The sequence below is a fragment of the Paenarthrobacter sp. E2MeOHC11 genome (assembly GCF_058744955.1).
In genome coordinates this window covers 1,270,172-1,285,445 of sequence record NZ_CP196673.1, presented here as the reverse complement: position 1 = coordinate 1,285,445, position 15,274 = coordinate 1,270,172, and the positions used below count along the sequence as shown (strand labels likewise).

Sequence of the window (15,274 nt, the reverse complement as noted above, 5' to 3'; positions counted from 1 at the left end):
GGGCTATTTGGGGGATTCAGGCCGCAGAGCGGGCCCCACAACTCGAAGGGTGCTTTAGGCGGTTCGTCCGACGTCGACGAATGACAAGCCGGTGGTGGGCAGGGGCTGGAAGCCGTTGAGCTTCTTCTCGTCCCAGGCACTGGGCAATTGACGGTGGAAGATGGGGTAGAGCGGAACCTCGTCGGACACCATGTCCACGATTTCGCCGACGATCTTTTTGGCCTCGTCTCCGGAGGCCTGCGAGCCCTTGTTCATGAGGTCCTGCAGTTTGGTGCGCTCGGGGGTGGTCCAGAAAGCACGCTTGTCCATCCAGGTTGCGCCGGAGTAGAACCAGCTCAGGAGGAGGTCTGCGTCATTGCCGAAGACTGAGGGATCGCCCGGGGCCGCGACCACCGAGAAATCGCCCTTGCCCACGCGGTCGCTGTACAGCGCGCCGGACTGGAGGCTCTTGACGGTGACCTTGACGCCCGGAATCTTGTTCCAGGATTCAAGGATCAGCGGTGCAACATCCTTGACCCAGGCAGTGTCCGTGGTGAGCAGTTCGAACTCAAGGCTGGTAACGCCTGCCTGCTTCAGTAGGTCTTCGGCCTTGGAAGCGTCGTAACCGTAGACATTCTTGGCCTTGACGTAATCCGGGTGGCCTTCCTGGAAGTAGGAGCTGGCGGCTTTTGCGTTGCCGAACAGCGCTTTCTTGATGATGGATTCCTTGTCCATGCCGTAATGCAACGCCTGGCGGACGAGCTTGTTGTCGAACGGAGCCTTGGCGCAGTTGAACATCAGGAACAGCATGCCGAACGACTGGACGGATTCGACCTTGACCTTGGACTTCAGGCCATCGACGTCCAGGTACGGAACGTCTTCGATGGCCTGGACACGGCCGGACTGGACGGCGGTGACGCGGGCGGCCGCGTCGGAGAGCAGCAGCCAGGTCATGCCCTTGGCCAGTGCGGGCTTGGGGCCGTTGTAGTCGGCGAACGCTTCGAAGACGATCTTGTCGTCCTTGACTGCGGAGATGAGCTTGTACGGACCTGATCCCACCGGTGAAGCGTCGAAGGCCTTCAGGTCGGTGGCGAGTGCCTTGGGAACGATCTTGACCACCGAGATACGGGGACCGAAGCCGGGGAAGGCGTACTTGAGGGTGAACTCCACCGTCTTGGCATCCAGCGGCTTGACGTCCTGGATGAAGGGGATGAACTGGGAGAACAAGGACTTGTTCGCCGGATCCATCACGCGGGTGAAGGAGAAAGCGACGTCTTCGGTGGTGACGGGGGAGCCATCGTGGAACTTTGCACCGTCGCGGATGGTCACCTGGTAGGTGGTGTCGTTGACCTTCTTGGGGTCCGCCGCCGCCAGGGCGTTGTAGGGCTGCCGAGTGGCGGGGTGGAGCTCGATGAGGCCTTCAAAGATGTGGAGGTTGGCGGCCATCGGCGTGGCTCCGGAGGAGCTCAGCGGATCAAAGCCAGTGGACAGCGCGTAGGAGATGCCTGCCTCGATGGTGAGGTCCTTGTTAACTGCCGCGGTATTGGTGGTCGTGCCCGTGGTGGTGCTGGCAGCGCCGCCGCACGCGGAGAGGGTTGCCGTGAAGGCGGCTGCTGCACCAACTGCGCCGCTTAGCTTCAGGAAGTTCCGGCGGCTGGCGTCGTTGACCAGCGGCAGGCTGTGGATCGTCTTGCTCATAGGGTGCCTCACCATTCGCGTTTCGTGGGTTATCGGATGTAGGACGTCCGATGCTCGTATTGAAACTGTAAGGGCGGTCACAACGGGACGTCAAGTGTGAATCGGCGCTGAGGGTGCTGGCACACGCCTTGTGGATTGCCGGCTGCGGCCGGTTCGGAACGGAAACCTCAAGGATTTCGCGGCACATAGCTATGACGGAGGTGGGACATCCGATATTGTATGTTGCGAGTCACTCATTCTTTGGTGGGCACTAAGCTCGCCTCAATATTAACACCGCACTTGCTTCCAAGGCTGGCCTCCGCCCGTTTCAAGGCAAGTGCATCGGCAAGGAGAAAGCCATGACAACTTCCGGCGTGGTTCCGCAGGCGCGGTTCAGTGCACAGGCCCGACTGCGGGCTTTGCAGTCGGACATTATGGAATTGATCCTTGAGCGCGAGCTCGAGGCGGGCGATCCATTGCCGACGGAAAGTGAGCTTTCCGGCGCTCTCGGCGTGGGACGCAATACGCTCCGCGAGTCACTCAAGGTGCTGCAAGCCCTCGGTGTCATCGAAATCCGCCACGGCTTCGGCATGTTCGTCGCCCCCAGTAACTTTGACGCCTTGGCTGACGGGCTGACTTTCCGGGGCCGCCTCTCCCTGCGTCACCAGGGCTTGGAAGCCTTGCAGTTGGTGGATGTGCGCCAGGCACTGGAATCCGGGCTCATCGGCTCGTCCATTGATGTCATGACCAAAGAGCAGCTCGCTTCCATCGAAGAAGCCGTGAAACAGATGGAAGAGCTCGCCGCTGCCGGCGAAAACTTTGTGGCTGCGGACGCCGAATTCCACCGCCGGCTTTTCGAACCCCTGAACAACGAGCTCCTGATCAACCTCATGGGCGTGTTTTGGAAGGTGTACCGGAAGATCCACGTGGAGATCGGTCCGGGCAACGAGGACCTGGTCAAGACTGCCGCGATGCACCGTGGAATCTATGGTGCTGTCGCCACGGGTGACAAAGTCATGGCCTCCGAACTGCTCAACCGGCACTTTGACGGCATCCGCCGCCGCATCAGCGAGGCCGTTGGGGACTAAGCGTCCGCAGTTAACGCAAGGGGCCGCCGTCGTACTTCTTTGGAAAGTACGACGGCGGCCCGTTTAGTTCTGCGTGTTGCTCAACCGCCGCTGCCCTACTTGGGTGGGTACTTGGGCAAAGCAAAAGACCCGCACCGGCGAACCGGTGCGGGTCTTCATTTGTGCGCCCAAAGGGATTCGAACCCCTGACCTTCTGTTCCGTAGACAGACGCTCTATCCAGCTGAGCTATGGGCGCATTTCGTGTGATTCTCGGCGGTCTGTTTCTCTGACCCCCTCGAACCTCAATAAACTTTACAGAAGTTCATGTGAAGTTCCAAATCGAAAAGCTGTAATCTAGGCAACTAGACCGGTCTACATGACCTTAGTCACTTAAAACCTGCTTTTGAGAACCTTCCTCCTTGAGTTCTAGCGGTTTTTGCTTTTCCGTCCTCCGGATGTCCGATGTCTGACAGCGGATTGGTCTGGTCCGCGGCCCCTATCGTTTAGGACACACCACTGAACCCGAGGAAGGGAACCGCAATGGGCGATCTGGCGCGACTGCCGCTGCTTGAGAAGGCACCTACTACGCATGCACGCCTGCTGGCCTGGGTTGAGGAAGTTGCCGAGCTGACTCAGCCGGACCGCATCCACTGGGTTGATGGCAGCGAAGCAGAAAACAAGAAGCTCACGGACGAACTGGTTGAGGCCGGCACGCTGAAGCGGCTGAACCCGGAAACGTTCCCGAATTCCTTCGCGGCGTTCTCCGACCCCGCTGACGTTGCCCGTGTTGAAGAGCAGACCTTCATCTGCTCAGAGAACGAGCGCGACGCAGGCTTCACCAATAACTGGATGGCCCCGGCCGAGATGAAGCAGAAGCTGCGCGGCCTGTTCGCCGGCTCCATGCGAGGCCGCACCATGTACGTCATTCCGTTCGTCATGGGCCACCTGGATGCCGAGGACCCGAAGTTTGGCGTCGAGATCACCGACTCCGCCTACGTTGTTGCCTCCATGCGCATCATGGCCCGCATCGGCACGGACGTGCTTGACCGCATCACGCAGACCGATGCTTTCTTCGTTCCGGCATTGCACTCGCTGGGCGCACCGCTGGAAGCCGGCCAGGCCGACGTCGCGTGGCCGTGCAACACCGACAAGTGGATTGTTCACTTCCCCGAAGAGCGCTCCATCTGGTCCTTCGGCTCCGGCTACGGCGGCAACGCCCTCCTGGGCAAGAAGTGCTACGCGCTGCGCATCGCATCGGTAATGGCCCGCGACGAAGGTTGGCTGGCCGAGCACATGCTCATCCTCAAGCTGACCTCCCCTGAGCAGAAGACCTACTACGTCTCCGCTGCTTTCCCGTCCGCCTGCGGCAAGACCAACCTCGCGTTGCTCGATCCCACCATCAAGGGCTGGAAGGTTGAGACCCTCGGAGACGACATCACCTGGATGCGCTTCGGCAAGGAAGGCGAGCTCCGAGCCGTCAACCCTGAAGCCGGCCTGTTCGGCGTCGCTCCCGGTACCGGTTGGGGCACCAACCCCAATGCCATGCGTGCCATCGCCAAGGGCAACAGCATCTTCACCAACGTGGCTCTGACCGACGATGGTGGCGTCTGGTGGGAAGGAATGACGGAGGAAACTCCGGCACACCTGACCGACTGGCGCGGTGAGTCCTGGACTCCGGACTCCGATGCTCCGGCCGCACACCCGAACTCCCGCTTCTGCACGCCGATCGACCAGATCGACATGCTGGCTGAGGAATACTTCAGCCCGGAGGGCGTGGAACTGTCCGCGATCCTGTTCGGTGGCCGCCGTAAGACCACCATCCCGCTGGTTACCGAAGCCCGCGACTGGTCCAACGGCATCTTCATGGGTTCCACTCTGTCCTCGGAAACCACGGCTGCTGCCGCCGGTGCCGTTGGCGTTGTCCGCCGCGACCCCATGGCCATGCTGCCGTTCATCGGCTACGACGCAGGCGATTACCTGAACCACTGGGTCAACCTCTCTGCCAAGGCCAACCCGGAGCGTCTGCCCAAGATCTTCCTGGTCAACTGGTTCCGCCGCACGGCCGAGGGCGGCTTCGCCTGGCCTGGCTTCGGAGACAACGCCCGTGTGCTCAAGTGGGCCATCGAGCGCCTTGAGGGTAAGGCCGACGCTGTGGAAACCCCGATCGGCTTTGTCCCGACCGGTGAGTCCATCGACCTCGAGGGCCTGGACATGACTCCGGCCGAGGTTGAGTCGGCTGTTCGCGTCGACCCTGAAGAGTGGGCAACAGAGCTGGCGTCCATCGAAGAATGGTTCGCCAACTTCGGCGAATCGCTCCCGGCGGCACTCCAGTCCGAGCTGGACGGTCTCAAGACCCGTCTGGGCTAGACCTCTTAGGAACAACGGCGTTCTTGAGTGAACGACGACGGCCCGTCACCTTTCGTTGGAAAGGTGACGGGCCGCCGCCGTATGTGCGTGCTTTAGTTGGCGAGCCAAACGTCCGGCCCGAACACTTCGTAGTGGATCCGGGTGGCCGGGATTCCGGCGTCGATGGCTTCGTCGCGGATTTTCTTCATGAAGGGGAGCGGTCCGCACAGGTAGAGCGATGCCTCGGCGGGCAGGTCTACTTCCCGCAAGGACATGAAGCCTTCGCTGGCGGCGGCATGGGGTGATTCAAGCCAGAGCTGCAGCTCTGCGTCGATCGTCGCGGCGTCTGCCGTCATCTGGCCCCTCAACGCCCAGTTGTCCATGGTCTTCTCGGCATGGAGGACCATAACCTGCCGATCCGTGCCGGACTCCGCGAGCGAGCGCAGAATGGACGCCGTGGGAGTGCATCCGATTCCCGCGGATGCCAGGACGACCGGTCCAGCGCCATCCTTGAGGGTGATCTCGCCGTAGGGGTTCGAGATCTCCAGTATGTCGCCAGGTTCGACGCCGGCATGCAGGGCGGTGGATACCTCGCCGCCGTCGTTGAGTTTGGTGGTGAAGGTTCGGTTGGTGCCCGTGTCACCGGACAGCGAATACTGGCGCACTTGGCGCAGGCCGTCGCTGAGGCGGACCTTGACGCTGATGTATTGACCCGGGATCGCTTCCGTGGCTGGGGTGTCGTCCGCAGCTTCCAGGGTGAATGTCATGGCGTCCGCGCCCGCGGCTTCCTTGGCGGTTACGCGCCAAGGCATCCACATTTTTGTGTTCGCCTGGGAAGCGTAGAGGTCCTTTTCGAGCTTGATCAGGGCGTCGGCCATCAGCCAGTACACCTCGGTCCAGGCTTCCGCAATGTCCGGCGTGATGACGTCGGCCAGGTCTGCGGCGATGGCGGCGAACAAGTGCTCATGGACCACGCCGTACTGATCCTCGGTGATCCCGAGTGAGGCGTGCTTGTGGGCGATCCGCGAGAGGACCTTTTCGGGCAGTGTGCCGGGGTTGTTCACCAGGTGGGTTGCGAACGCCGCGATGCTCCCGGCGAGAGCCCGCTGTTGATCGCCTGAACGCTGGTTGGATCGGCTGAAGAGGCCATCGAGTAATTCGGGATGCGCTGCGAAAAGCCGCTGGTAGAAGTCGGCCGTGATCGAGCCGATCCGTGCACCCACCAAAGGGAGGGTTGCTTCGATGATGGGCCGGGACTTTTCCGAGAGCATGGTTCTCCTGGGTGTAGGGGTCAGCCTTGACTGGCCGATATATAAGCATTTGAAATGCATATATTTATACCTCAATTTCTACACTGCGTAGAAGAGTTGTGCAAGCTGTGAAGGGGCCAGCTGCCAGGGAAGTCGTTCCGGGGTTGCCGAGGGGGCTTACGGCTGGGTGGCCGGTACCCTGAACTCCGGGCGGAGCCCGATGGATTGGAACACCGGGTTCATCTGGCGGGCGTGGGGGAGTGAAGCTATGACCACGGTATCGAGCTCGCGGTAAAAGGCCTCCCGGGCGCGATTCATCGCGTGGCGCAGGCCGCATTCAGTGATAAGCGGGCAATTCTTTGTGGGAGATTGGCACTCCGCCGGATCCTGCCGGCTGTCCAAATGCCTAAGGACTTCCCCGACGGTGGCCCGCCGTCCGGATTCATTGAGCCGGGAACCGCCCAGCCGGCCACGTTCGACGTCGATGTAACCCAGTGCACGCAGGCGGACCATGGCCTTGCTGACGTGGTTGTACGGTGTCCCGACGGCGTCGGCCACTGCCTGGGTGGTCAGCAGCGTACCGTCGGGAGCCGCGGCCAACACCATGATGGCGCGGAGGCTGACATCTGCGAACGCGTTTATCTTCATGGGATCAGCTCACGGGTCGGGTCCAGCTCACGGTTAGGGTCTAGTCCACCCAGATGGATGGCTCGTGTGTATCGGGTTCCATCGCGTTGAAGGCAAAGCCCTCCGCCGTGGGAGAGTACGGGATGATGGCGGCCAGAACGTCGCCGTTCCGGTGCTCGGCTGCGCCGTGGATACCGTCAGATCCATGGTCCGGCAGGCTGACGTCACTTACTACTGCGATGGCCCGGAACTCATCACGGCCCTGGCGGAGAAGGTCCTGGATGTCCGAGAGCATCTGACCGGCGTCGACGTCACCGTTTTCGTCCGGCTCGCCAGGAGCAATCATCACTATCCGCAGCTCGCCGTCCTCGGACAACGTGACTCCGAACGGGAAGAAACCGCCGTTCTGCTGGAGATGCTCCTGGGCGGTTCCAAGCGCGGTTCCCAGGGTTTCACGGAGTTCGCGATCCTGGTCCGATTCTCCTGAAACGCCATCGGTGACGGGCTGGTCACTCATGCCTGGACCTACGCCCGGACCAGTGCGAGGACGCGGTCGCGGATCTTTTCCATGGTGGACTGGTCCTTGGCTTCTGCGTTCAGGCGCAGGAAGGGCTCGGTGTTGGATGGGCGCAGGTTGAACCACCAGCTGCCATCCTTGGCCGCGAACGTGCTGCCGTCCATGTGGTCGATGTCGATGTCTTCGGTTTCAAAGTCGATGCGGACGCGCTCGACTGCGCCTGCCTTGTCCTCGATTTCCGAGTTGATTTCACCGGAGGAGACGTACGGCTCGTACTGGCGGCCGAGCTCGGAGAGCGGACCGTCCTGCTCGCCGAGGGCGGCCAGGACGTGCATGGCAGCAAGCATGCCGGTGTCGGCGTTCCAGAAATCCCGGAAGTAGAAGTGCGCTGAGTGCTCCCCGCCGAACACGGCGCCTTCCTCGGCCATGACGGCTTTGATGAAGGAGTGTCCCACGCGGGTCCGTACCGCACGGCCGCCGTCCTTGGCCACCAGTTCGGGCACGGCCTTGGACGTGAGGAGGTTGTGGATGATCACAGGGGTTTGTTCCCCTGCTGCCTGGGCGCGGGCGATCTCCCGGCGGGCAACCATGCCGGTGATCGCGGACGGAGAGACCGACTCACCCTTTTCGTCGATCACGAAGCAGCGGTCAGCGTCGCCGTCGAAGGCCAGTCCGATGTCCGCGCCGTGCTTGATGACAGCGGCCTGCAGGTCACGGAGGTTTTCCGGTTCCAGGGGGTTGGCCGGGTGGTTGGGGAACGAACCGTCCAGTTCAAAGTAGAGCGGGACGATCTCGAACGGCAGTGCCGGGAGCAATTTGTCTCCAAGGACTGCCGGGGTGGTCAGGCCGGCCATGCCGTTGCCGGCGTCCACGACGATCTTCAGCGGACGGGAGCCCGAAAGGTCCACGAGTTTGCGCAGGTACTCGGAGTAGTCCTTCAGGACGTCGTGCACGCCGATCTCGCCGCGGTTGGCCGCTGCAGGGATGGTGCCGGAGTTCAGGTACTGCTCTGCGAGGGCCTGGATTTCCTTCAGGCCGGACTCGGAGGAGATGGGCTGGGCACCGGCCTTGGCCATTTTGATGCCGTTGTATTCGGCAGGGTTGTGGCTGGCGGTGAACGTGGCGCCGGCGGCGTTCAAAGCGCCGCATGCGTAGTAGAGCTCATCTGTGGAGATCAGGTCCAGCAGTTGGACGTTCGCTCCACGCGTGGCTGCGCCGTTGGCAAAGGCCTGGCTGAACTCGGGCGAGGAGGGACGCATGTCGCCGCCGACCAGGACGGTCTCGCCCTCGAGGCCCAGGACGTCGATAAAGGCAGCGCCCACGGCCTCGACGATTTCAGCCGTGATGGATTCACCCACGATCCCACGGACGTCATACGCCTTGAAGGATGCCGAGAGGTCGAATGTCTTGTTCTGCTCGCTAGTCACGCGCTCAATCCTACTGTGGCAACGCAATTGGGCATGAATGCGGAAGGGAGCTATGTGGATAGCCGTTGTCCACATAGCGTGGATGAACGGTTCTGGCTGTCAGGGTCGGCTGGAATACTGGGGTGATGGCCAACAACTCCCAGAACGCTGCCGTTTCCGTGCAATCGCCCACCCAGCAACAGGCTTTGGCGTGCCTGCGGGAGTTGGTGGGGCACCCCGAAGCGCAGTTCCATGACGGCCAGTATGAAGCGATCGAGGCATTGGTTGATGCCGGCCGGCGGGCGTTGGTTGTCCAGCGAACCGGTTGGGGAAAGTCAGCTGTCTATTTCGTCGCATCGTTGCTGCTGCGGAGACGGGGAGCGGGTCCAACGCTGATTGTCTCGCCCCTGCTCGCCCTCATGCGTGATCAGGTTGCCGCCGCCGCGCGGGCGGGTGTGCGTGCCGTGGCCATTAACTCTGCCAATGCTTTGGAATGGGACACAGTCCTGGCCCAGTTGGCCGCAGACGAGGTGGACGTCCTCTTGGTTTCTCCTGAGCGTCTGACAAATCCGTCCTTCAGGGAGAACCAGCTCCCGGAGCTCATCCGTCGTACCGGTCTCCTGGTGATTGACGAGGCTCACTGCATCTCGGACTGGGGGCACGACTTCCGGCCCGATTACCGACGCATTGCCGATCTCATCGCGCAGTTGCCGACATCGGTGCCAGTCCTGGCCACTACAGCCACAGCCAATTCCCGGGTGGTCCATGACATCGAGGAACAACTCGGCGACGGAGTGCTGACCATCAGGGGTGCTCTCGGCCGTGAATCACTGCGCCTCGGCGTTCTGACCCTGCCCGATTCCCGGGACCGGTTGGGTTGGTTGCTGACTCACCTGGCCGACATGCCCGGCAGCGGGATTATCTACACGCTCACGGTTTCGGCCGCAGAGGACACCGCCCGGCTCCTCGCAGAAGCGGGACACAACGTCCTGTCTTACACGGGACGGACAGATCCCGCGGACCGGGAACGCGCTGAGCAACTCCTCAAGGACAACCAGGTGAAGGCCCTCGCGGCCACGTCCGCCCTGGGAATGGGTTTCGACAAGCCGGACCTGGGCTTTGTCATCCACCTTGGCGCGCCGTCGTCACCCGTTGCCTATTACCAGCAGGTTGGACGTGCTGGACGTGGAGCAGCCAACGCGGACGTCTTGTTGCTTCCCGGCTCTGAGGACCGTGAAATTTGGCAGTACTTTGCCACAGCCTCCATGCCATCCGCGGAAAAGGCCGACGCCGTACTGGCCGTCCTCGGGGAGGCAGGATCCGCCCTCTCCACCGTCGCGCTGGAAGCCCGGGTGGATCTTCGCCGCACGCCGTTGGAACTCCTCCTCAAAGTCCTGGCAGTTGACGGCGCAGTAGAACGCGTCGGCGGGGGGTGGCGTTCCACCGGCATGCCGTGGAACTACGATGCCGAGCGGTACGCGCGCATCGCCGAGGCGCGTGTGGACGAGCAGGACTCCATGGTGATCTACCAGGACACCGCAGGTTGCCGAATGGAATTCATCACCTCAGTACTGGACGACGAAACAGCTGCCGCGTGCGGCCGTTGCGACAACTGCGCTGGCCGTTGGTTCCCCGTGGACGTGGCAGCCTCGGCAGCCGACACCGCGGGACAAACCCTGCGGCGAGCCGGCATAGCCGTGGAACCACGCCTTCAATGGCCCAGTGGCATGGACAGGCTCGGGGTTGCGGTCAAAGGCAAGATCAAGCCCGACGAGAGCGTGTCCGAAGGGCGGATCCTGGCCCGGCTAACCGACCTCGGGTGGGGCGGAGCCCTCCGGGAGTTGTTCGCCGCCGGCGCTCCGGACCGCGCCGTAGACCCTGCCATGCTGCAGGCATGCGTCCAGGTACTGCGCGAATGGTCAGGAGCTGAAGGCGGAACCCCGTGGAGCGGGGTCGGCCGTCCTGCGGCAGTTGTCAGCATTCCGTCACGGAGCAAGCCGCAGCTGGTCGAATCCTTGGCCCAGGGAATAGCCGGTATTGGGCGGATGCCTTACCTCGGGCAACTGCAGCCCCAGCACGGTGGGCCAACGGGAGCTCGTGGAGGCAACAGTGCATATCGGCTGGCCGGGGTCTGGGACAGGCTCGTGGTCGGTCCCGAACTTGCCCAGGCCTTGGCAGGTACCGGGGGCCAGCCCGTACTGCTGGTCGATGACCTCATTGACAGCCGATGGACCATGACCGTCTCGGCCAGGGCACTGCGCCAGGCCGGTGTGGGTGCGGTCCTCCCGCTGGCGCTGGCCCAAGCGGGGTAGAGCGGCTGCCCAGTCCGGTAGGACTGCGTCATGTTGTGATCGCTCCCACGCTGCCTCTATAGGATCGACCAAACAGCCCGCTCCCTGTCGCGGGCCATACGCCAGAACCCGGACCGGAGCCATGAGCACAAACCCGAGCAGCACAGACGTCGACGCAGCCAACCAGACGAGTTGGCGGCCGCGCCTGGCACTGCTCGTGGCGGCGACGTTCTTCATGGAATTCCTGGACGGGACCATCCTCACGACGGCCATCCCCAGCATCGCCTCTGATTTCCGGGTGGCACCTGCTGACATCAACATCACCATGACGGCGTACCTGGTGACGGTCGCCATGGGCATTCCGTTGAGCAGTTGGCTCGCTGAGCGGTTTGGCGCTCGCAGGATCTTCTGCCTTGCGATATCCGTGTTCACCATTGCCTCGCTGCTCTGCGCGATCAGCACCGACCTGACTATGCTCACGCTCAGCCGGGTGGCGCAGGGCATGGGCGGGGCCATGATGGTTCCCGTAGGCACCCTGGTGGTGCTGCGGGGCACCCCCAAATCCGAGCTTCTCCGGGCTACCGCTTATCTGGTGTGGCCCGGGCTCCTTGCTCCTGTCCTGGCCCCGATGGTGGGCGGCGCCCTCACGACCTTCCTTTCGTGGCACTGGATCTTCATCATCAACGTCCCGCTGGGCCTGGCTGCCTTCATTGCAGCCCTCAGGCTGGTGCCGCAAACGCAGTTCGACGGGAAGCGCCGGCTGGACTGGTTCGGCTTGCTGCTCACCACCCTGGGTGTAGGCGCGTTGGTGGTGGGGCTGGAAACCCTGGGGGGACACGCATCGAATGTGCTGGCCGCGGGAGTGGTTTCCGCAGGGGTGCTGTCGCTCGCGGGCGCGGTCTGGTGGATGAGCAAGGCGAAAGTTCCGCTGTTCAACCTCAGCGTCTTCGGAACCAGGACGTTCAGGGCAACATCCACCGGGGGTTTCATATACCGGCTGACCATCAGTTCTGTCCCTTTCCTGCTGCCGCTGATGTTCCAGGACGGGTTCGGTTGGGATCCCCTCAAGGCCGGGGTGATGGTGGCAGCGGTGTTCGTGGGCAACATTGGGATCAAACCGGCCACTACGCCCTTGATCAGGCGTTTCGGGTTCAAGCCCGTGCTGGTCTTTGCGTCGTTTGCTTCGGCCGTGACGTTTGCGTTGTGCGCTTTCCTTGATGCCCAAACACCCGAGCCACTCATTTTCGCCTTGTTGCTGTTCAGCGGTGCCTTCCGTTCCATCGGTTTCTCCGCGTACGCCTCGGTGCAGTATGCGGACATCATCCCGGGACAGTTGCCCTCGGCCAACGCCATCTCCGCAACACTGGTTCAGCTGGCGGCTGCGGCCGGGATCGCGGTGGGTGCCTTGTTCCTGCGCCTTTTTGAGGCCACAGACGTGTTCGGCCCGGACCAAGTGTCGGCGTACAAGGGGGCCTTCGTAGCCATGGCGGTGCTGATGCTGGTCAGCACTGTGGACAGCCTCACGCTTCATCGGCATGCGGGAGCCGAAGTCAGCGGCGGAGCGAAGCGCGGTTAAACGCAAAAGGTCCCGGTTCGAAAACCGGGACCAATTCGCGGAGACGGGGGGATTTGAACCCCCGGTGGAGTTGTGCCCCACACTTCATTAGCAGTGAAGCCCATTCGGCCGCTCTGGCACGTCTCCCTTTGCTATTGCTAGCCCACCAAGGATACGCAGAACCAGCGGTCCAGTGCAAAACGTGGCCATTCGCCCGCCCATTTCGATGGTTCGCTGCAGGATATGCCGTTGGCACGGCATGGTGCGCAGGGAACCATCGAATCGGGCCCGGCGGAGAGGTTAGTTGCTTCCAGCCAGCGAACGCCACAGGAAATGGTTGCTCCGTGCCTGCAAAGCCGCCGCTTGCCGGTTGTCCGAGGCTCCGGCATGTCCGCCCTCAAGTGCCTCGTGGAACCAGACGTTCGGGATCCCCATCGCCTGCATGCGGGCGGCCATCTTCCGGGCCTGGACGGGTCCCACCCGGTCATCGGACGTGGCGGTCCAAATGAACGTTTCGGGGTATTCCACACCGTCGTGAAGCAGGTGGTACGGCGAGAACGTGCGGATGAACTCCCATTGTCCGGGGACATCGGGATCGCCGTATTCGGCAATCCACGAATACCCCGCGGACAGCTTGGTGTACCGGCGCATGTCCAGAAGTGGCACGCCGCAGGATACGGCACCGAACAGTTCGGGGTACTGGGTCAGCATGTTTCCCACCAGGAGCCCGCCGTTGGAGCCGCCCACGCAGCCCAGGCGGGGGCGGCTGGTGACGCCGCGGGAGATCAGGTCCCTGGCCACGGCAGCGAAGTCCTCATAGGCACGGTGCCGGTTTTCCTGGAGGGCGGCGCGGTGCCATGAGGGTCCGTACTCGCCGCCGCCTCGGATGTTGGCCACAACGTACACGCCGCCACGCGAGTGTGCTTCGGCGCCGTCCTCGGCGGAGGCGCCCACTGTGCGCCGCTCGAGCCAGGCCCGCCCTATGGATCCGCTGTACGCCGGGGTCCGGGAAATTTCGAATCCGCCATAGCCGGAGAGTTGGGTGGGGTTCTGGCCGTCGAGCACTAGGTCCTTGGACGCGACCTGGAAATAGGGAACCTTGGTTCCATCCTCAGAAACCGCGAAGTGCTGCTGGACTTCGTAGTCGGCTTCGTTGAAGAACGACGGCGACCGCTTCACCTCGGCGTGTTGGCTCACCACACCGCCGGACTGCCCGCCATCAGACTGCCCATCCGCACCGCGTGTCAGGGTTCCGCGGGTCAGGGTAGTGGGGGTGGTGAAGCCGGTGGCCACCAGCCAGAAGTCATTGCCGGCAGGGCCCTGGTCTTCGTCGTCCACGGCATAGGCGTTGACGTCGTGAAGCGGCGGGCACGCATCCAGGAGGGTGGATCCCCACACGCCGCCGGCGTCAACAGTGGATGGATCCAGCACCCGGATCTCGGAGGAGACATCGCGCAGGAGGTTCAGCAGCAGGTATTCCCTGGTCCAGCTCCAGGACTGCAACGATGTTTGGGCGTCCGGGGTGAAGAGGACCAGCAGGGAACGGGACCCCCCAAGATACGAATCGAAGTCAGCAGCCAGCAAGGACCCCGCCGGATACACAACGCCGGCAACATCCCAGTCCTGCTGCGGACGGAACAGCAGCCAGTCACGGTGGGCGCTGATATTCACATCGGTGGGAACGTCTATCGCCACCCATGAGTCGTCCTTCAGCAACGACGTGGTGCGGTTGTAGAAGTCGATGTAGTCCACGGCGAAGGTGCGCTCGTAGCCCGGAGTCGAGTCGTGGGCCACCATTGCCAGCATGTGGTATTCGGGGATTTCAAAGAGGCGCTCGGCCTGGGCAAGCGATTGGCCGCGGCGCAGCCTCACACCGGTCCGTGCGTAGGAGGAGGTCGTCGCGGGCAGCCCTTCGGCGGTGCTGGACACCAGGAGGGTATCCGCATCGAGCCAGCTGACGTTGCCTTTGGCTGTGGGGAGGTCAAAGCCGCCGTCCACGAAGGTGCGGGATTCGACGTCGAACTCGCGGTGGCGATCAGCGTCGCCGCCGTCGGGGGAGAGCGAAACCATAGCCAGCCGGTACTCGCTGCCATCTGCGGGACGGAGGAAACCGGCGCCGTGGAACACCCACTCGACACCCTCAGCGGCGGCCAGGGCATCTATGTCCAGCAGGACATCCCACTCCGGCTCCTCGCTGAGGTAGCTCTCCCAGGTGGTGCGGCGCCAGAGGCCTTTGGGGTGTTCCTGGTCCTTCCAGAAGTTGTAGTAATAGTCGCCACGTTTGGAGACCATGGCGATGCGGTCCGTTGAGTCGAGGACTTCCAGGATGCCGGCCTCAACAGCGGCGTACTCGGAGTCCTCCAGGAGTTCCTCGGTGCGGGCGTTCTGTTCGCGGACCCACGCCAGCTGTTCTTCGCCGTGGATGTCTTCCAGCCAGACGTTTTCATCCGTGGGCTCAGGCGCGACGTCCGCAGCGTGGCGCGGTCCGGCGGCCGTCGCAGTGTCATTCTCGGGAAGTGGCGTCTGATCAGCTTCTGTGGTGGTCATCGCCCCATCCA

General features: G+C 62.8%; 10 protein-coding genes and 2 tRNA genes. 4 read left to right on the top strand and 8 right to left on the bottom strand.

Going from position 1 to position 15,274, the window contains the following annotated elements:
• Positions 1-54: 54 nt before the first annotated feature.
• Positions 55-1,677, bottom strand: coding sequence for an ABC transporter substrate-binding protein (locus ACSSVG_RS05885; RefSeq protein WP_374110784.1), 1,623 nt, complete (start codon positions 1,675-1,677; stop codon positions 55-57).
• A gap of 338 nt (positions 1,678-2,015) precedes the next feature.
• Between ACSSVG_RS05885 and ACSSVG_RS05880 the strand changes: the two genes are divergently transcribed.
• Positions 2,016-2,744 (top strand): FadR/GntR family transcriptional regulator, encoded by a 729-nt coding sequence (locus ACSSVG_RS05880; RefSeq protein WP_492417842.1) that lies wholly within the window; start codon positions 2,016-2,018, stop codon positions 2,742-2,744.
• Positions 2,745-2,906: 162 nt separating this feature from the next.
• On the opposite strand, the gene ACSSVG_RS05875 is transcribed toward ACSSVG_RS05880, so the two are convergent.
• Positions 2,907-2,980: transfer RNA gene (locus ACSSVG_RS05875), tRNA-Arg, on the bottom strand.
• Between the two features lie 284 nt (positions 2,981-3,264).
• On the opposite strand from ACSSVG_RS05875, the gene ACSSVG_RS05870 reads away from it, so the two are divergent.
• Positions 3,265-5,091 carry a phosphoenolpyruvate carboxykinase (GTP) gene (locus ACSSVG_RS05870; RefSeq protein WP_017198121.1) on the top strand — a complete coding sequence of 609 codons (1,827 nt, stop codon included), beginning with the start codon at positions 3,265-3,267 and terminating at the stop codon, positions 5,089-5,091.
• A 92-nt stretch (positions 5,092-5,183) separates the two neighbouring features.
• On the opposite strand, the gene ACSSVG_RS05865 is transcribed toward ACSSVG_RS05870, so the two are convergent.
• From ACSSVG_RS05865 to ACSSVG_RS05850, 4 genes are all read right to left on the bottom strand, one after another.
• A complete protein-coding gene (locus ACSSVG_RS05865) occupies positions 5,184-6,341 on the bottom strand; it encodes a globin domain-containing protein (RefSeq protein ID WP_492417840.1) in 1,158 nt (385 codons plus the stop codon).
• A gap of 156 nt (positions 6,342-6,497) precedes the next feature.
• Entirely contained in the window at positions 6,498-6,968 is a 471-nt protein-coding gene (locus ACSSVG_RS05860) for an RrF2 family transcriptional regulator (protein WP_231343207.1), read from the bottom strand.
• A gap of 40 nt (positions 6,969-7,008) precedes the next feature.
• The gene (locus ACSSVG_RS05855; protein ID WP_231343209.1) at positions 7,009-7,464 is read right to left on the bottom strand and encodes a hypothetical protein; all 456 of its coding nucleotides are present in this window, start codon (positions 7,462-7,464) and stop codon (positions 7,009-7,011) included.
• Between the two features lie 8 nt (positions 7,465-7,472).
• Entirely contained in the window at positions 7,473-8,891 is a 1,419-nt protein-coding gene (locus ACSSVG_RS05850; protein ID WP_492417838.1) for a phosphomannomutase/phosphoglucomutase, read from the bottom strand.
• Between the two features lie 125 nt (positions 8,892-9,016).
• Between ACSSVG_RS05850 and ACSSVG_RS05845 the strand changes: the two genes are divergently transcribed.
• Together ACSSVG_RS05845 and ACSSVG_RS05840 are read left to right on the top strand one after the other, a co-directional pair.
• Entirely contained in the window at positions 9,017-11,182 is a 2,166-nt protein-coding gene (locus ACSSVG_RS05845) for a RecQ family ATP-dependent DNA helicase (protein WP_492417836.1), read from the top strand.
• Between the two features lie 121 nt (positions 11,183-11,303).
• Positions 11,304-12,737, top strand: coding sequence for an MFS transporter (locus ACSSVG_RS05840; protein WP_231343216.1), 1,434 nt, complete (start codon positions 11,304-11,306; stop codon positions 12,735-12,737).
• 38 nt (positions 12,738-12,775) lie between these two features.
• Here the strand turns inward: ACSSVG_RS05840 and ACSSVG_RS05835 are convergent.
• Together ACSSVG_RS05835 and ACSSVG_RS05830 are read right to left on the bottom strand one after the other, a co-directional pair.
• A tRNA-Ser gene (locus tag ACSSVG_RS05835) sits at positions 12,776-12,863 on the bottom strand.
• A gap of 153 nt (positions 12,864-13,016) precedes the next feature.
• Complete coding sequence (locus ACSSVG_RS05830; RefSeq protein ID WP_492417834.1) at positions 13,017-15,263, bottom strand: prolyl oligopeptidase family serine peptidase; 2,247 nt, start codon at positions 15,261-15,263, stop codon at positions 13,017-13,019.
• Positions 15,264-15,274: the final 11 nt, after the last annotated feature.